The sequence below is a fragment of the Desulfobacterales bacterium genome, assembly GCA_028704555.1.
Lineage (GTDB): Bacteria > Desulfobacterota > Desulfobacteria > Desulfobacterales > JAQWFD01 > JAQWFD01.
The window spans coordinates 28,069-44,325 of the sequence record JAQWFD010000012.1 but is presented as its reverse complement, the minus strand read 5'-3'; the positions used below and the strand labels follow the sequence as shown (position 1 = coordinate 44,325).

Genomic DNA, 16,257 nt, shown 5'->3' with positions numbered 1-16,257 from the left:
ACAATTTGTCGTCATGATGGAAATATAGATTTTTTTACTGCTTTGGGTCCAATTTATTCCTGCGCGGAAGACGACGCTTATGCAATTCGTCCGGCACAGGGGAGTCGGATTGTCATAGCCGGGGTTGCCTGAGGGCGGCAAAAAAAGTCTACAAATGCCGGAAGGCAAAACTTTTTTCTGCAGGCTGCTATCATAAATTTGTTGCATTAATCGTTACGAGAGCCCAGGGTTTTTGGAATTGGTTATACGTATTTTAATCGATCGGTTTTAATTCTTCAGTGTTAAGCCGTTGTTCAAAAATAACTATAACATTGTAATGTCTTAACCGGCATAAAGGGCCGTATCAAAATGGATAGAAATGTAATGGTTATTTCGTAACGGCCCCTAAAGAATTGACGATCAGAACTTTTGTCAACATTTGATGGGACAGGACTGTGCAACTTACATCAGATATTGTTCCGATTCTTTCAGCAGAAGACGATTCAAAACGCTCAACTACTGTAAAAATCAGCAAATCATTACTAATCAACAAGCTGAACTTTATCAACTTCCAGAATGATACCATTCTGATGAATCTCACACACAGAAAATTACCGCACACGATTACATGCGATATCAAACCCAAGCCATGTACCAATGACTTGCTAGAATGCACCTGGGCAAACAAAGAGGATATTCATCACCTCACAGAATCGTACCGTTTTGAGAACCTTGTTTTTTCTGACGATCATATGCAATTCCTGATCGCTCCTCAATTAATCCGAATGGACGATCACACAGTCTGTTTCCGGCTAACGGATTCATGTTTAGAGGCCCAAATTCAAACCCATACGAGACATTGCTGTAATGGTATCGATATAACGCTGATTCAAAACAGTGCCGTATTTTCCGGAACGTTGAAAGAATTCGGTCCGGAAAATTTAAGCGTCGATATTTCGTATAAACCCCCGCAATCATTTCAGTGGATTGACTCTCAATCCCTGGTAAGCATCATTATTCATGATAAAAATGAAACTATCTACTCAGGCCAATGCCGGATAGCCAGCCAAAGCAGCGGCCAATACACCCGGAGTTATAATCTTCAACCCATTCAGCAGCAGGCCAGACGACGTTTTAAACCCAAAGAGTATCGAAGCACCCGGCAGCGTCTTTCCCCCTCTCCCGACATTACATTTCAGCATCCAGTCACCCGTAAAATAATTAATCTGAAGATACACGATCTATCGGGTTTGGGATTTTCGGTTATCGAGATTGACACATTTTCCGGATTATTACCGGGCCTGACCATTTCTGATCTCTCGATGAGTTTCGCAAACACGTTTATTATTAAATGCATGGCGCAGATAGTTTATAAAAAAAGCCTCGATAACGGCTCGGGAAAAAAGCAGATCAAATACGGCTTCACCATTCTCGACATGGATATTCAGGACCACATCAAACTTTTGTCACTTCTGTACCAGGCTGAAGATTCTCATACCTATATGTGCAAGGATATCGATCTGGAGGAGCTGTGGAATTTCTTCTTTGAAACCGGCTTTATTTATCCGGGAAAATATGCACATATCGAAGCCAACAAAACGGCTGTTAAACAGACGTATAAAAAAATATATACCCAGCATCCAGGTATTGCCCGGCATTTTATCAACCAGAAAAACGGCCGGATTCTGGCTCATATGGCGACGATCCGGTTTTATCCGAATACCTGGCTGATTCACCACCATGCTTCCCGGAAAAGCGAATCCCCCCTGGCCGGTCTGACGGTACTGAATCAGATCGGGAGGTTTATTAATGATTCCCACAGCCTTTATTCCATTCACATGGAGTACCTGATCTGCTATTACAGACCGGACAATAAATTCCCGAACCGAGTTTTTGGCGGGGCACAAACGCGTATCGATCATCCAAAAGGGTGCTCCATCGACACGTTTTCATACCTCCATTACGACAAAGCCGAAATTTCACATCTGGCCCTACCGCAAGGTTGGCAATTAACTCAAAACACTGACGATGAGCTTACCGAGCTGGAAAGTTTTTATGAAAATGCATCCGGAGGGTTGATGCTCGATGCAATCGGCCTCAAGCCCCATGGACAAGATTTTACCGAATTGTCCGAGGCGTACCAAAAAGCCGGATTAAAAAGAAAATGCTCTATTTTTTCTCTTAAAAAAAATAACCGCTTAACGGCGGTGCTTTCGATCAACATATCGGATATCGGCCTGAACCTGTCGGATCTGACCAGCAGTGCCAATGTGATTATTCTGGACCCGGAGGAACTGACAAAAGATATATTATATGCATCTTTGGCGACACTTGATTCAAATTTTGAACAGGATCAGATTCCGCTGTTGATCTATCCGGAAACGTATGCCGAAAGTCACTCCATCAAGGTTGAAAAAAAATATAATCTATGGGTACTGAACACTCAGTTTACGGATAATTATTTCAAATTTTTAAACAAAATGCTGCGATGTATACGCTATTAACTCTGCCCTCCGAATTCCTCCGGCCAGCTCTCAGAGAGACTTGAGCGTCAAAGTCCCTCTTGTTTAAAAAAAATAAGCCAAATTTTTTTCACCGCCCTTGTCCAATCAAAACACTTTACTTGAAAAAATCATATAAAGTGTTTATAGAGGTTAACGGTGGTGAAGATATATTTACGGGTTTGCTTTACAAATCGAATATTCCGAGAGAAGCTGTCCTGAAGAAGGTCATCTTCACAGGGGCACTTCCAAATACCGATTTATATTGATCAGTTTAACTAATAACGTGTTTCAAATCAAATGAATCAAAATGAACACCTCGGATAACTTAAACGAAAAGCCTTTGTATAACAGCAGGATTATCGACACATACATAAAACTGATCCAACAGAAATACAGTCCTATCGACATCGATGACTTGCTGAATTACGCCCGAATGAAACCATACGAGGTTGCCGATCAGGGGCACTGGTTTACTCAAACGCAAATCAATCTGTTTTATGAACGACTGGTACAGCTGACCCATAATGAAGATATCGCCCGTGAAGCGGGAAGGTATGCTGCATCGCCTGAATCCATCGGTGCGATGAGGCATTACATACTCGGACTGATTGGACCAAAGAAAGTTGTCGAAAAAATAACAAAAATAACACGCAATTTTACACGATCCGCGGTTTATGAATCCCGGGCCATAGCCGCCAATAAGGTTGAAATCATTGTAACCCCAGCAGACGGTGTGCAGGAAAAACCGTTTCAATGTGAAAACCGAATCGGTTATTTTGAAGCCATCGCAATTATTTTCAACAACAAACGCCCGACTATACATCATCCCGAATGCATATTCAAAGGCGACAGGCATTGCCGTTATGTAATCTCATGGCAAAAAAACCCATCGGATATCTGGCTCAAAATCAGCAAATTTACGGGATTGATTCTATTTCTGTGCTCCTGTTGGTTCCTGATCAAAAATCCGTTGCTGACCCTGGAAACCATTGCACCGGTTTCAGGCGTCATTTACCTGACACTGGCGTTAATCAGCCAGAAAATTCATGAGAAAGACCTGCTGACCAGTCTTGAATACCAGATGGTCTCTGCGGACAAACTGGTTGAGCAGATAAATATCAACTACAACAATATACTGGTAACCAATGAAATCGGCCAGGCAATCAGTCGGCACACAACCGTTGAAAACATTCTGAGCAATGTCATTCAAATCTCACAAAACCGCCTGGATTATGACCGCGGCATTATTCTGCTTGCCAATCCGGAAAAAAACCGGCTGATATTTCGTGCCGGATTCGGCTATACCGACGGCCAGCTCAAGTTGTTTCAGCACACTCGCTTTCGCCTGGACAACCCTGAATCCAAGGGTATTTTCATTGTCTCATTCCGGGAACAGCGGCCTTTTCTGATCAACAATATCAAAGACATCGAGGAGAACCTTTCCCTGCGCAGCCTGGAATTCTCAAAGCAACTGGGTACGCAATCCTTTATATGCTGCCCGGTGGTATGTGAGGGGGAATCAATCGGAATATTTGCTCTGGATAATATCGAATCCAAAAGGGCTCTGGTTCAAAGTGACGTCAGCTTGCTGATGGGCATTTCCACCAGCATCGGCATCAGCATCCGAAATGCGGATCTGCTGAATAACCGCACCAAACAGTTCAAATCGTTTATTCAGGTATTGGCTGCCAGCATTGATGCGCGTGACCCACTGACGGCCGGCCATTCTGAAAAAGTGACCGAATATGCGGTAGGCATCTGTCGGGAATTGGGGCTTTCCGAAGAATACACGGAAATGATACGAGTCGCCGCCCTTCTCCATGATTATGGTAAAATTGCCATTCCGGACTCTATTTTAAAGAAAAGGGGCACCCTGACCGACCAGGAGCGTGATATCGTAAAAACCCATGCCGTCCAAACCCGAGAAATTCTCAAACAGATCAATTTTGAGGGAATATTCAGTCTTATCCCTGAAATTGCAGGGGCGCATCATGAAAAAAATGACGGCAGCGGGTATCCTGATGGCCTGAAAGGGGAAGACATTCCATTGGGATCGAAAATAATCGCAGTAGCTGACATTTTCGAAGCGATTACCGCCAAACGTCATTACCGCGACCCGATGCCCGTAGACAAAGCGTTAGGCATATTAAAGGAGGAATGTAATCAGCACCTGGACGAAGATATTGTTGATGCATTCTGGAACTACTTTACCAAATCCTTTGAAAACAAACTTACAGTTTCTCTGCTTCCGGAATCAGATACCCAGTCCAATGCCCTCTCCCCCGCTCCCGGAAGCGAGGATATCCTCATGGTCAGAGCGAAGGTTTCCGCCCGCGGCAGGCAATCAGGGGAGTATAGGTAAACCGTTTGGGGTTACTGAAAAAATCTTGAAACTCCCGATAGAAGCAATGATAATCTCCGCCATATTCTTTAAAATCGTACCCGGATTCTTTTGCGGCGATCTTCACTTTCTGAGTCCAGTTATACATGTCCGATGCGTTGATTCCACCATAAAATAAATGATGAGACGCTACGGAGACATCGATATCCTCATAACCAAGATCGTAACAGAAGGAATAGAGTTTTCTCCCGGCATAGGGATCAAAATCCGCATGTTTTTCCAACGTATCCATGATATTGAAAACGGCCAGCTCAAGCCGCCGGGGCATACCGTAATGGCACAGGCAGTTCAGATCCAGATCGATCATGCACAGGATACCCCCCGGTTCAAGAATTTTTGTTATATTCTTTATGATTTCATAACTCCTGGACCGATGGTATTCCAGAACAAACCGAATCCAGATAAAATCCACCGCACCCAATTCATCCAAAGGAGCCAGAAAGTCCTTTTGAATAAATGTCAGCCCTCTGGCCTGATTATGGTTTTCCGCATACAGAATCCTCTGCCCGGAAAAGTCGATGCCAACCGCACTGCCATCCGGCTGAACCAGTTCATTAAGGCAACTGGTCGTTTTGCCTGGACCACATCCGATATCAGCCACTCTCATCCCCGGCTTGATTCCGGCCCACAAGGCCTGCTGACACACCTGTGCGGTGTCGGTTTTCCAATCCAGACGCAACGACTCTTCTTCACTTTCCATAATATAATTACTGCTGGTAACCATATCGGCAATTCCTTTATCGGATATACACTGTCAAATCACCCGGACCGCGCTCTCATCCAGGGACGGATCGGCAACAATATGAATGGTTTCAATATGATATCTGCTTTTTATTTCCCGAAGATTCCGGTTTTTATGGCCTCTTAACTTCGGGATGCTTCCAGGATGAACGTGAATGACAACCGGATCTGTCAGATCTGCTTTAGAGGCTAATTGAGACAACGTCATATCCAGAAAAACATCCGAGAAGACCAGATGACCGAACGCCGGATGATAAGGCCCTGCCAGGACCGTCGTGCCGTCAGAAAGCTCATCCGTCGGCTGCAGTCCCATTCGAATCACCTTTATCCCATACTCCCGGAATAAAAGATACAGGGGTTTTACCCACGAAATGCCCTGTTCAAGGGTCAGGGGGACATATTGCCCTTTTTGATACCATATTGCCAGCAAACTGTTTTGAAGCACCAGTGTGGGATAAATCCTTACAAAATCCGGTGAAAGGGCGGCTATTCGCTGCCCGGTCGCCAGGCAGGTGTCTTTATCATCACCCGGCAGGCCGACCATCATTTGCAAACCGATCTCATACTTTCTCTGTTTTAGCAGCGCCGTCGCCTGCTCGGAATCCGCGGCCGAATGCCCCCGCCTGGACATCTCCAAAACCCTGTCATCCATGGACTGAACACCCAGCTCAATTGTTTTAACGGGATATTCCTTCAGGATCTCAAGGCGTTCTTCGTCAACCGTATCGGGTCGGGTTGAAAACCTGAGACTGTCCACCTTGCCTTGATCCACATATACCGCTGCAGTCTGAAGCAACGATGTCATGCAGTTTTTGTCCAGCCCCAGGAAATTCCCCCCGTAAAACGACAGCTGAACCGAAGACCGATGGGGCCCCCTGTACTGAAGAAATTGATCAATCAGCGTTCTGAGCTTGTCCGGAGAAAGAAGGTGTCGTTTAATTCCTGTAATGGCAGCCTGATTGCAAAAGGCACATTGATGCGGACACCCGCCTTCAGGAATAAAAATTGGAATAATAAAAGGTCGTTCAACCGGCATAAGTTTGACAAACTCGTAAAAAATCAAATTTGAGACGGCAAAATAAAAAAATCGCTGCATCGCAAATTCCGTGGAATCGGGCGTACTTATTTACGCCCCGGTGAACACGGAATGAAGCGCAACGCATGGACTTTTTACGCAGCCGTCAAGTTTTATTCTTTTATCAATAGTTCAACCGCTTTTCTGGCGGCATCCTGTTCCGCTATTTTTTTACTTTTTCCTTCGCCTTCGGTCTGAATATCCTGAATGTTGAGCTGAACGCTGAAGATCTTGTCATGATCCGGGCCACACTCTCCGATAACCTTATACTCCGGAACCATCTTGTGCTTGATCTGCACCAGCTCCTGCAGCTGACTTTTGTAATCATGATTGCCATCGGGTTCATCCATGGAACTGATTATCGGATCGAAATGGTATTCGATAAACCGGAATGCCGTTTCAAACCCTCCATCCAGATACACCGCCGCAATAACCGCTTCAACAGCATCCGCCAGAATAGATTTCTTTTTTCGCCCCTGTGTCTGGATTTCTCCTTTTCCGAGGCTTAAATAAGCGCCCAACCCCGTCTTTCCGGCTAAATCCGCCAGCTGCGTTTCATTTACAAGCGCCGCTCTCATTCTGGACAGCTGACCTTCTTTTAATTTCGGAAACCGTATCATGAGGATATGACCGATGACCAGATTTAATACCGCATCACCTAAAAATTCAAAACACTCATTATCTCTTAAATATGAATTCGACAATTCGTTCACAAAGGAACTGTGCCGAAGCGCTTCTTCAAGCAATTCCCGGTTCTTGAATTCGTATGATATTTTTTGTTTAATTTCAATCAAATTTCGAGGTTTCATACCGTCTTTTACCATCTCATCAGATTCAGAATTTCATCATATTTTTAACAAAACGGGCTTCACCATATGCAGTTCATGGGCAAACTCGGTTTCAACGACTACGGATTCGGCATGAATCTATAATCAGAAAACCACGTATTGTTGTTATTGAAATCTTCTGGGCCATTGCAATGCACAAATTCCCGTCGTAAAAGCACAAAAAGCACTGACTGAACCCGGTTCATCGGGGCTGGTGCCGTGATGTTGACTTATCCGGAAACGCTGCAAGCAAAGCAGGGGATGATGAGGGAACGAAAACAAGAGGATGGACAATCTCATTGATAAATTCGTAAAACGCCTTTTGAATCAAAGAAGACGGTTTACGGGTCCATCAATTGTTTTGAGATTGAATCAAATTTTCATATACCTCATAAGGCACACACAGGTCTCCCCTGCCCGTTCCCATTTGAATATCCGGCTTTAATGAACCGTGAAAATCAGATCCCCCTGTCATCAGCAATTCATATCGTTTCGCCATATCGAAATAAAACCGTTGATGGATAATTGAATGCTCAGGATAATAGACCTCCATTCCCTTAAGCCCCATTTCTTTCAACTCGCGAATGAATGCCTCCAGCACCTCGTTTTGCCGGATGTTCAAAAGAACCGGATGAGCCAGTACGGGGATACCGCCCGCATTGGCTATAATCTGAATAGCCTGCTCACAATTCATCCGATACTTATCCACATATGCCGGCTTTCCGCGACCCAGATAAAGATCAAAAGCTTCATGAATCGATCGAACCAGATGTTTATTTACCATCGCGCGTGCAATATGAGGCCGGCCGATCTGACCGCCCCCGGACACTGTCAGAACTTCATCCATGGACAAACCGATCCCCAGCACCTCAAGGCGTTCTATAATTCGGGGAGCCCGGCTTTCTCTGGCCGCTTGCAACATTTTAAGAGATCGGTTTAATTCCGGATCGTCAAGTCTGATAAAATACCCCAGGATGTGACAACTTCCGGAAAAACGAAAAAAAGCAGGCGGGGTTACACTGATTTCAACACCGGTTATGAATTTAATGGATTCCGGTATACCGATTTGAAGCGCATCTTTCACCCCCAGGACCGTATCGTGGTCTGTAATTGAAATGGCGCCAAGATTCAGGCGATACGCCAGGGATAGAATCTCACCCGGCGCAAGGGTTCCATCGGATGCCGATGAATGTATATGAAGGTCAATTTTCACGCCCGAATTACAATCCAAGCGCTTTTTCCACAGCTTCCTCTCTGGTTTTACAATCTATGCAGAGAGTGGTAACAGGTCTGGCCTCTAACCGTTCAACAGTAATATCTTCCCCGCACTTCTCACATACGCCGAACGTACCGTTTTCAATCCGTTCGAGTGCCTTTTTTATTTTTCTGATCAGTTTGCTTTCCCTGTCCCGTATTCGCAACATAAAATTCCGATCTGATTCAAGAGAAGCGCGGTCCGTCGGATCAGGAAAATTTTCCCGTTGGCCAGTCATGTCTGTCACTGTGTCATCTGCCTGACTCAGCAGATCATCTAACCGCTTTCTTAGCAATTGTTCAAAATAGTCTATTTCTTTTTGATCCATGGTGCTATCCTTCGATAGATGTCTGATATTTTAAATAAATATATTTATTTAGCATACGTCATTTTAGATGTAAAGCCGTTTTATGAAAAAACAGCGCTTCAAAACGTATTCAGCATCCCACAGGTATTTGAAATTTGGGTTTGATCATAACTGCGACCGTATTTTGCTGTGCGTAGCCTCGGAGTTCCGCCCGTTGCCGGTGTACGACATGGCGCGCGATCCGGGGAAAAGATGTCGGGGCCATGAAGCGTTAAGAAGCGCAAACGGTTTGAGGCGTGCCGAGTTTTTGCGCTTTCGCTTCATGGACCCGACATCCCGATCAGCGGACTTTTTCCGATGGCACGCTATTTGCGTTTATCGCATGCAACATGAACCGGTTGACCTCATTCTTTAAAAGAACAGCTTCCGGCTTGATTAAAAAACGTCGGGATGCACACGGGGGAAAAACCGTATGGTATGGGTTAAAATCGATCCTGGAAATTAATAAACGACAGCGATCCGGCAGATCGCCGTTCGCCGCATATTTCTCATGCCCAGGCCCCCATGGGGATCGCTTTACCGCCTAAAAGTCCCATGGGCTCGAGCCGCTTGCAATCCATCAGGAAATATCGGCTACCAGTTTTTCAAATTCCTTAAGTGAACTAACCGTATAGACAGTGTACGGATAATCTTTGGGAACAATTTTTTTCAATAATCCCGACAGAACCTTACCCGGACCGACTTCCACAAAATTTTCAATCCCTTTTTCCATCATTTTACATACAGAATCGTACCATTTTACAGGGTGGCAAAGCTGCTGTCCCATAATCGTCCTGATCGCCATGGAATCAAGGGCCACATCTGCCGTAACATTGTGAATAACCGGCGTAGCCGGCGAATGAAACGTAACAGACTCCAGCACCGCTGCAAATTCTTTTTCCGCACCTTTCATCAAATCGCTGTGCCATGCCCCGCTGACGTTCAATGGAATTGCTCTGGCGCCTTTTGAAGCCGCTATCTCGGATACCTTTTTAACCTGATCCGGCGCTCCCGTGATAACGATTTGTTTCTCAGCATTATGATTGGCTACAGCGACAACTCCCGTCTTCCGGACATCATCCACAATCGCCTGAACCGTTTCAATCGAAAGTCCGATAACGGCATGCATCGCGCCGGTATGCGCTACGGCCTCTCTGTGCATCAGCGCCCCTCTCTTATGAACGAGCCTGATGGTGTCTTCTTCAGATACGACTCCGGCATTACAAAGGGCGCTGAATTCACCCAGACTGTGACCGGCAGAGATATCGGCCCGGATGCCTTCTTTTTCGATAGCGGCCAGGCATGCCAGACTTACGACCGTCACCGCGGGCTGCAGATTCACGGTTTGCGTCAGCTCCTCCATCGGGCCTTTGAAACAAAGCCTGGATATGTTAATTTTCGTCAGTTCCTCAGCCATATCAAACCGCTCTCTGACAAATTCGAATTCCTGGTAAAAATCCAGTGCCATACCGACCTTTTGCGATCCCTGGCCCGGGAATAGAAATGCTGTCTTTTTCAACGCCTGCCTCCTGTAATTAAACGTTTTAACTCTCCTGCCGAGCGGTTTCATACCACCCGGACAACGGAACGCGCACCTTCAAAAGCCCATGACACCCGGCCGTCAGGATGAGGAACGGATTTCAAAACGCCCGGCTATTTATCAAGATTAAACAGTTTTCGGGTAACGTCCAGATAAACGGGCTTATCACCATGGAAATGGTTGTTTTTCAGACAAAGTGTAGGGTGATGCAGTATTTTATTGATCACGGCCTGGGTCATCCTCTCGATCGCCTGACAGTCCGGTTCTGCCAGATGAGTCAATGAATGAAACGTTTTTTTCATTTCCGCATCGGCAATCTCGCTCATCATATTTCGTACGGCAACAATGGTCGGGATGACATCGAGACTCTCATACCAGCGGCGAAACTGAATGACCGATTCATCAACGATTCGCTGGCCTTTTACGGCTTCTTTGTTGCGATCTTCAATATTATCTTCGATCACCCCTGTCAAATCATCTATGTCATAAACATACGAATTGGTTATCCGGTTAATTTTCGGATCGATATCACGGGGAACGGCAATATCGATGAAAAAAATCGGACGATTTTTTCTTTTCCGAACCACCTTTCTGACCTGATCGTACTGAATGACAAATTCGGCAGAACCGGTCGAGCTGATAATGATATCGACCGTTTGAAGAACATCGGAAATTTCTTCAAACCGGATGGCATTCCCGCCAAACCGGCTGGCCAGGTCAAGCCCCCGTTCAAACGTCCGGTTGGCGACGCATATATCGCCGACGCGATTTCGAATCAGATGCTCGACGGCCAGCTCTGCCATTTCACCGGCCCCGATCAGCAACACTTTCTTTCCTTCCAGGGAACCGAATATTTTCCGTCCCAGCTCAATGGCCGCATAACTGATTGATACGGCATGGTCACCGATGCCGGTTTCCGTTCGAATACGCTTTGCCACAAAAAATGTCCGGTGCATCAACCGGTTTAAAATCACTCCGGATGTTTTTTTGGAAGCAGCCCTTAAATATGCTTCCTTGATCTGACCCAGGATTTGAGGCTCGCCAACCATCATGGAATCCAGGCTGGAAGCTACCAGAAACATGTGCCGGACCGCCTCAGCCCCCTCGTAAACATATAAGGATTTTTCAAGTTCATGCCGGGATACGTTCTTTGCCCGTATGATATAATCTTTGACCTGAGCTACCGCACCGCTTGCCTCTTCGGTCGCCATCAGCACTTCCACCCGGTTGCAGGTGGAAATAAAAACAACTTCATCAATCGACTCATAGTCTCGAAGCAATTCCAGCGCAGACGATATTTCATCATTCGAAAATGCAACGCACTCTCTGAGCTCTACCGGAGCGGTCTTATGATTCATCCCCATTAATACGATATCACGCATGATAATTTCTTTTTTCGCTGCTTATAATTACCCTGTAGTCATTCCCGTTGACAACCGGTTCATCCTCACATGATATTGCCCTCACCGATCAGGCAGTCTACATGCTGGTAAAGGCGCCATGATGCCCCTCCAGTAAAAAATTGACCCCCAGAAACGTAAATAAAAGAACAGCAAAGCCGATAATCGCCATCACTGCGGACTTACGCCCCCGCCACCCGACCGTCAGCCGTTCATGAAGCAACGCGGCGTAAAACAGCCAGGTAATTGCTGACCAGACTTCTTTTGGATCCCATCCCCAAAATCTGCCCCAGACCGATTTCGCATAAACAAGCCCGGAAATAAGCCCCAGCGACAGCATGATAAAACCGGCGATCAGACACGCATATCCGGCGCTGTCCAGCAGATCCAGGGAGGGCAGCCGTCTGAACAAAAACCCATGCGATTTGGTTTTTATCGCGTGCTCCTGCATCAGATACAAAATCCCCAGCCCGCAGGCCAGCGCAAATGAAGCCTCACCGATGAGAATCACGATGACATGAAACACAATCCACATGCTGTTAAGAATGTAATTCATTTCCACCGGCTCATTTGGAACCAGGTAGGCGGCGATCGTAACCAATGCAGCCAGGGGCGCTGCATACACCCCGAGTATTCTCAGGTTGAATTTATATTGAAACAGGATAAAGACAACCGCTATTGCCCAGCCGGACAGCATCAATGTCTCATACAGGTTGTTGACGGGGAAATGGCCTGTCTGGGCAAACCGGTACCCGATAGCCAGTGAATGGCATAACAATCCGGCCAGCATCAGATAATACCCGGCCTTGTGCAGATAATTTTTCTGAAAAAACAAATAGGCCATATATACCGCTGAGCTGCACAGATAGCATAAAATTATAATAAAAATTACATACTCCATTGATCACCCCTTCGGGGTTTATCTCCAGTTTATGAATTCATCCGCATTAAATCGGCAAAAGCATATCCTTCACCCAGAATTTCTCTGAGTCGCTCGTTGATCCGGTCAACGTCATGATCCCGGATCCTTTCAATAAGATCACTTTCGATAAGTTGGCGAAAAATTTTCTGATGCTCGCATGAATTATGATGGCGGGCAAGCAGTTTTTTACGTACCGCCCCCATTAAAATCAACAAATCATCATATTCCTGTCCGAACTGCTTTTCCAGTTCCGTTCTCAGCTTCCTGGCCAGAGCCGGGCTTTTGCCGGATGTCGATATGGCGATCAGCAGATCCCCTCTTTCAACAACCGACGGCAGAACAAAGCTGCAGGCCTCCGGCCGGTCGACAATATTGCACAGCACGTTGCACTTTTCCGCATCCTCATGGACACGACGATTTAATTCCTCATTGTCTGTGGCGCCAAAAACCATAAATACGCCTTCCAGATCCGAAGAACGATAGCACCTGCTTTTTAACGAAACAGCCCCGGTTTCTGCAAGCCCGAGAAGCCTGTCATCAAAACAGGGACTGACGACCGTAACGTCCGCACCGCACTTGAGCAGTGTCAAAACCTTACGTGTCCCGACAGTCCCTCCGCCAACAACCAGGCAGCGCTTACCGTGAATATCAAAAAATACCGGGTAATATCGCATATGAATTCATCAGAATCATGATTCAGGTAAGGGCCCCGGCACAAATAAATTATGCCGGGATTGCGCGGGATTTTCCCGTCTTCAAGGCGTATCAAATGTACATACTCATCGTACGCTTTGATACAACGCTGAAGACGGACAAAAAGGCAGGCAAGACGGTACAAATTATTCTTGTCGGGACGCTAAATCTCAACTTTCAACATATCAGTGGCCAGTACCAGCGAACCGCTGTATGCCCTGCGACACTGAGCTTCAATATCGACCGTATCGCATTCCGGATAAAAATGCGTCAGTACCAGTTTGCGCACGTTCGCCCGGGCGGCAATTTCACCCGCCATTGATGGTGTCAGATGTCCTTTAACTTTCATGCCATCCGGAAATGAGGATTCGCAAATGAGCACATCCGCATCCCGGGCCAGTTCGATCAGGGAATCACAATAATCCGTATCACCCGAATATACAACGGATCGTCCGTCCGCGGCTGTAATTTTACAGGCAATACTTTCCGGGCAATGTGCAACCGGCACCGATTGCACCAAAAACACTCCAAGCTGCCGGGTATCATAGCCCTTCGCATCCGTTTCAACAAGCCTGAAAAGCCGTCCCGGCAATTCGATCACATGCCCGTAAACGTCTCTTAACCCGGAATAAAAACGGGACAACCCCTTGCCGCCCATGACCGTAAGCATCCGTTGCCGGGCGGCCCTGTCCGGATATTTATTGGCGAATAAAAACGATACAAACTCTCCGGTATGATCCGGATGAAAATGACTGAAGAAAACAACCGATATCTCCCGAATATTTTCTCCTGCTTCAAGGAGACGCCGGATCGTTCCGGCGCCTAAATCCAGCAGCATCTTTTCATCTCCTGAACGGATCAATACAGAGCAGGAACTTCTACTTAACGATGGCACGCAAGTACCTGACCCAAGTATACTCAGATCCATGCAAAAATGACTATAAGACATGGTTCATTCCACACTGTCAAGAGTTTATCTCCTTTTTTGGCCTGTAATTACGGCTGACCCTCTGGCGGATCCATCGGAGCAGTTTTTTATCATTTTTATGATCTACACATTTGACTAACTCGGAAAAGCGAATTTCAGCCCGGGCCCTTGTTTTATGGCCACCGGCAGAACCAATCTGCCCAAACCCCCGTTTTGCGGCTTCGCCGGCATGTTTCCTCAACCCGTCATTTCTTAATACAATAACCAGTTTATCATCATATAAACCTGAAACAACGGTCGTGTTGACCGTATCCACTTTCATATAAAAATCGGCAACCAGCACACACACATCCGGAGTGCTGACCGTCCCCAGATGAACGAACACCTTGCCCTTCACCATATACATGGTTTGAAGCGCACGCCGGAAATACTTTAAAAACTCGACCTTCAGCTCCGAATGCTCAATTTTCCGAATCAGCGCAACGCTGGCATGCTTAAAAAAAAATTGAAACGCCTTAACATCTTCAATATGGGTCTGGCGCTCAAAATTATTCGTATCCGTTTTAATCGCATAACACAGGCCCGAGGCCAGTTTGATCGAGGGTTTGATTTTGGCTGCCTTCAGGTATTCGGCCATAATACTTGCCGCAGCGCCGTACTGGGGACGGATATCCAGAAAAGAAGCTTCAACTCCGGTATAAGGATGATGGTCGATGATGACATCCGGATGTATTCTCTGAAAAAGCTCATGATGGGCGGGCTGTGAATCAACCATGACAAATCGGGTATAACGAGCCACATCGATCTCATCGAAATAAACGAGCTTCAGGTTCAAAAGCCTGATCATCGACAGATTATCAGGCCGCTTTACGACATTGATATTCGACAGGGTTATACTGGCAACTTTTCGCCAAAGCAGTCTTTTTATTGCCATGGCACTGGCAATGGAATCCGGATCCGCATTGATGACGATCAGCACCTGATCATCACCTGAAAACTGCTGATAAAAACGCTTCAGTCTTTCAGATACAGACATCACCATACAAAATAATCACTTTCCCCTGATCGAATGCACACCAACAGGTACGGTCATTGTGCTCAGGACTCGTTTTCCAACACTTTTTTCAACGTCTTCAGATCCATTGACAATTGTTTTCTGGCTTTGGATGCGATCAGGGATTTCATAAGCCTGAACGTATTCAGGTCTGCTTCCGCCTCAATGGTCAATTTCGTTCCCTCGCCAAAAGGCTCGACACTCATCCGGCTCTGCCCCATGATAAGCCCCGATACCACTTTATAGATACAGCACCTGTCTGCCTCATATTCAGAAACAATTCCGTTGGCCTCGATTCTATATCCCATGATTCGGTTTACTATATGATACGTGGCGCCGGCACCGGTTTGTTTTTCCGAGGTGATATTCAGTGACTCAAGGCTGGTTTGCCATTTATGACTGTTTTTCAAATCGGCAACGTACGCAAACACCTTGTCTACAGGCCTGCAAATCACCACGTGCTCTTCAAATTTTGTCATACTCAAGGCATCTCCTTCCCGCGCCGGAGATGCTTTCCCGGAAAAAATCTTTTTGAGATAAAAGCCATCCCGGTTATCCCCCCCCCCCCCCCCCCCCCCCCCCACGCCATCTA

General features: G+C 46.2%; 14 protein-coding genes. 2 read left to right on the top strand and 12 right to left on the bottom strand.

The genetic code is table 11. The features are described 5' to 3' along the window. Positions 1 to 434: 434 nt before the first annotated feature. Both PHQ97_06310 and PHQ97_06305 read left to right on the top strand, forming a co-directional pair. A complete protein-coding gene (locus PHQ97_06310) occupies positions 435 to 2,483 on the top strand; it encodes a hypothetical protein (protein ID MDD4392347.1) in 2,049 nt (682 codons plus the stop codon). A gap of 307 nt (positions 2,484 to 2,790) precedes the next feature. After that, entirely contained in the window at positions 2,791 to 4,845 is a 2,055-nt protein-coding gene (locus PHQ97_06305; protein MDD4392346.1) for an HD domain-containing protein, read from the top strand. Here PHQ97_06305 and PHQ97_06300 read toward each other — a convergent pair. The 12 genes from PHQ97_06300 to PHQ97_06245 all read right to left on the bottom strand — a co-directional run. Further along, the gene (locus PHQ97_06300) at positions 4,796 to 5,608 is read right to left on the bottom strand and encodes a methyltransferase domain-containing protein (GenBank protein MDD4392345.1); all 813 of its coding nucleotides are present in this window, start codon (positions 5,606 to 5,608) and stop codon (positions 4,796 to 4,798) included. The two genes, PHQ97_06305 and PHQ97_06300, sit on opposite strands and share 50 nt — an antisense overlap. A 30-nt stretch (positions 5,609 to 5,638) precedes the next feature. Further along, positions 5,639 to 6,721: a radical SAM protein gene (locus PHQ97_06295; GenBank protein MDD4392344.1), complete on the bottom strand. Its 1,083-nt coding sequence runs from the start codon at positions 6,719 to 6,721 to the stop codon at positions 5,639 to 5,641. A gap of 92 nt (positions 6,722 to 6,813) precedes the next feature. After that, on the bottom strand, positions 6,814 to 7,509 hold the full coding sequence (rnc, locus tag PHQ97_06290; GenBank protein ID MDD4392343.1) for a ribonuclease III: 696 nt from the start codon (positions 7,507 to 7,509) through the stop codon (positions 6,814 to 6,816). Positions 7,510 to 7,879: 370 nt separating this feature from the next. Then, on the bottom strand, positions 7,880 to 8,758 hold the full coding sequence (locus PHQ97_06285; GenBank protein ID MDD4392342.1) for a PHP domain-containing protein: 879 nt from the start codon (positions 8,756 to 8,758) through the stop codon (positions 7,880 to 7,882). Next, on the bottom strand, positions 8,748 to 9,110 hold the full coding sequence (gene dksA / locus PHQ97_06280) for an RNA polymerase-binding protein DksA (GenBank protein MDD4392341.1): 363 nt from the start codon (positions 9,108 to 9,110) through the stop codon (positions 8,748 to 8,750). Before dksA ends, PHQ97_06285 begins: the two co-directional genes overlap by 11 nt. Before the next feature lie 598 nt (positions 9,111 to 9,708). Further along, positions 9,709 to 10,647, bottom strand: a complete 939-nt coding sequence (gene fabD, locus PHQ97_06275; GenBank protein MDD4392340.1) for an ACP S-malonyltransferase — start codon at positions 10,645 to 10,647, stop codon at positions 9,709 to 9,711. 134 nt (positions 10,648 to 10,781) lie between these two features. Continuing rightward, a complete protein-coding gene (hemA, locus tag PHQ97_06270) occupies positions 10,782 to 12,050 on the bottom strand; it encodes a glutamyl-tRNA reductase (GenBank protein ID MDD4392339.1) in 1,269 nt (422 codons plus the stop codon). A 97-nt stretch (positions 12,051 to 12,147) separates the two neighbouring features. Further along, positions 12,148 to 12,969 (bottom strand): c-type cytochrome biogenesis protein CcsB, encoded by an 822-nt coding sequence (gene ccsB, locus PHQ97_06265; protein ID MDD4392338.1) that lies wholly within the window; start codon positions 12,967 to 12,969, stop codon positions 12,148 to 12,150. Positions 12,970 to 12,998: 29 nt separating this feature from the next. Then, positions 12,999 to 13,664 (bottom strand): bifunctional precorrin-2 dehydrogenase/sirohydrochlorin ferrochelatase, encoded by a 666-nt coding sequence (locus PHQ97_06260; GenBank protein ID MDD4392337.1) that lies wholly within the window; start codon positions 13,662 to 13,664, stop codon positions 12,999 to 13,001. Between the two features lie 182 nt (positions 13,665 to 13,846). After that, a complete protein-coding gene (locus tag PHQ97_06255) occupies positions 13,847 to 14,611 on the bottom strand; it encodes an MBL fold metallo-hydrolase (protein ID MDD4392336.1) in 765 nt (254 codons plus the stop codon). A 37-nt stretch (positions 14,612 to 14,648) separates the two neighbouring features. After that, the gene (locus tag PHQ97_06250; protein MDD4392335.1) at positions 14,649 to 15,653 is read right to left on the bottom strand and encodes a DHH family phosphoesterase; all 1,005 of its coding nucleotides are present in this window, start codon (positions 15,651 to 15,653) and stop codon (positions 14,649 to 14,651) included. A 56-nt stretch (positions 15,654 to 15,709) separates the two neighbouring features. Further along, the coding region (locus PHQ97_06245; GenBank protein ID MDD4392334.1) for an SRPBCC family protein at positions 15,710 to 16,257 on the bottom strand (548 nt) is incomplete at its 5' end.

Excerpts from the sequence above, each read along its gene's own strand:
- PHQ97_06250 (MDD4392335.1), bottom strand. The coding sequence starts at position 15,653 with ATGGTGATGTCTGTATCTGAAAGACTGAAGCGTTTTTATCAGCAGTTT.
- PHQ97_06295 (MDD4392344.1), bottom strand. The coding sequence starts at position 6,721 with ATGCAGCGATTTTTTTATTTTGCCGTCTCAAATTTGATTTTTTACGAG.
- PHQ97_06300 (MDD4392345.1), bottom strand. The coding sequence starts at position 5,608 with ATGGTTACCAGCAGTAATTATATTATGGAAAGTGAAGAAGAGTCGTTG.
- PHQ97_06305 (MDD4392346.1), top strand. The coding sequence starts at position 2,791 with ATGAACACCTCGGATAACTTAAACGAAAAGCCTTTGTATAACAGCAGG.
- PHQ97_06255 (MDD4392336.1), bottom strand. The coding sequence starts at position 14,611 with ATGGATCTGAGTATACTTGGGTCAGGTACTTGCGTGCCATCGTTAAGT.
- ccsB (MDD4392338.1), bottom strand. The coding sequence starts at position 12,969 with ATGGAGTATGTAATTTTTATTATAATTTTATGCTATCTGTGCAGCTCA.
- rnc (MDD4392343.1), bottom strand. The coding sequence starts at position 7,509 with ATGAAACCTCGAAATTTGATTGAAATTAAACAAAAAATATCATACGAA.
- PHQ97_06260 (MDD4392337.1), bottom strand. The coding sequence starts at position 13,664 with ATGCGATATTACCCGGTATTTTTTGATATTCACGGTAAGCGCTGCCTG.
- hemA (MDD4392339.1), bottom strand. The coding sequence starts at position 12,050 with ATGCGTGATATCGTATTAATGGGGATGAATCATAAGACCGCTCCGGTA.
- dksA (MDD4392341.1), bottom strand. The coding sequence starts at position 9,110 with ATGGATCAAAAAGAAATAGACTATTTTGAACAATTGCTAAGAAAGCGG.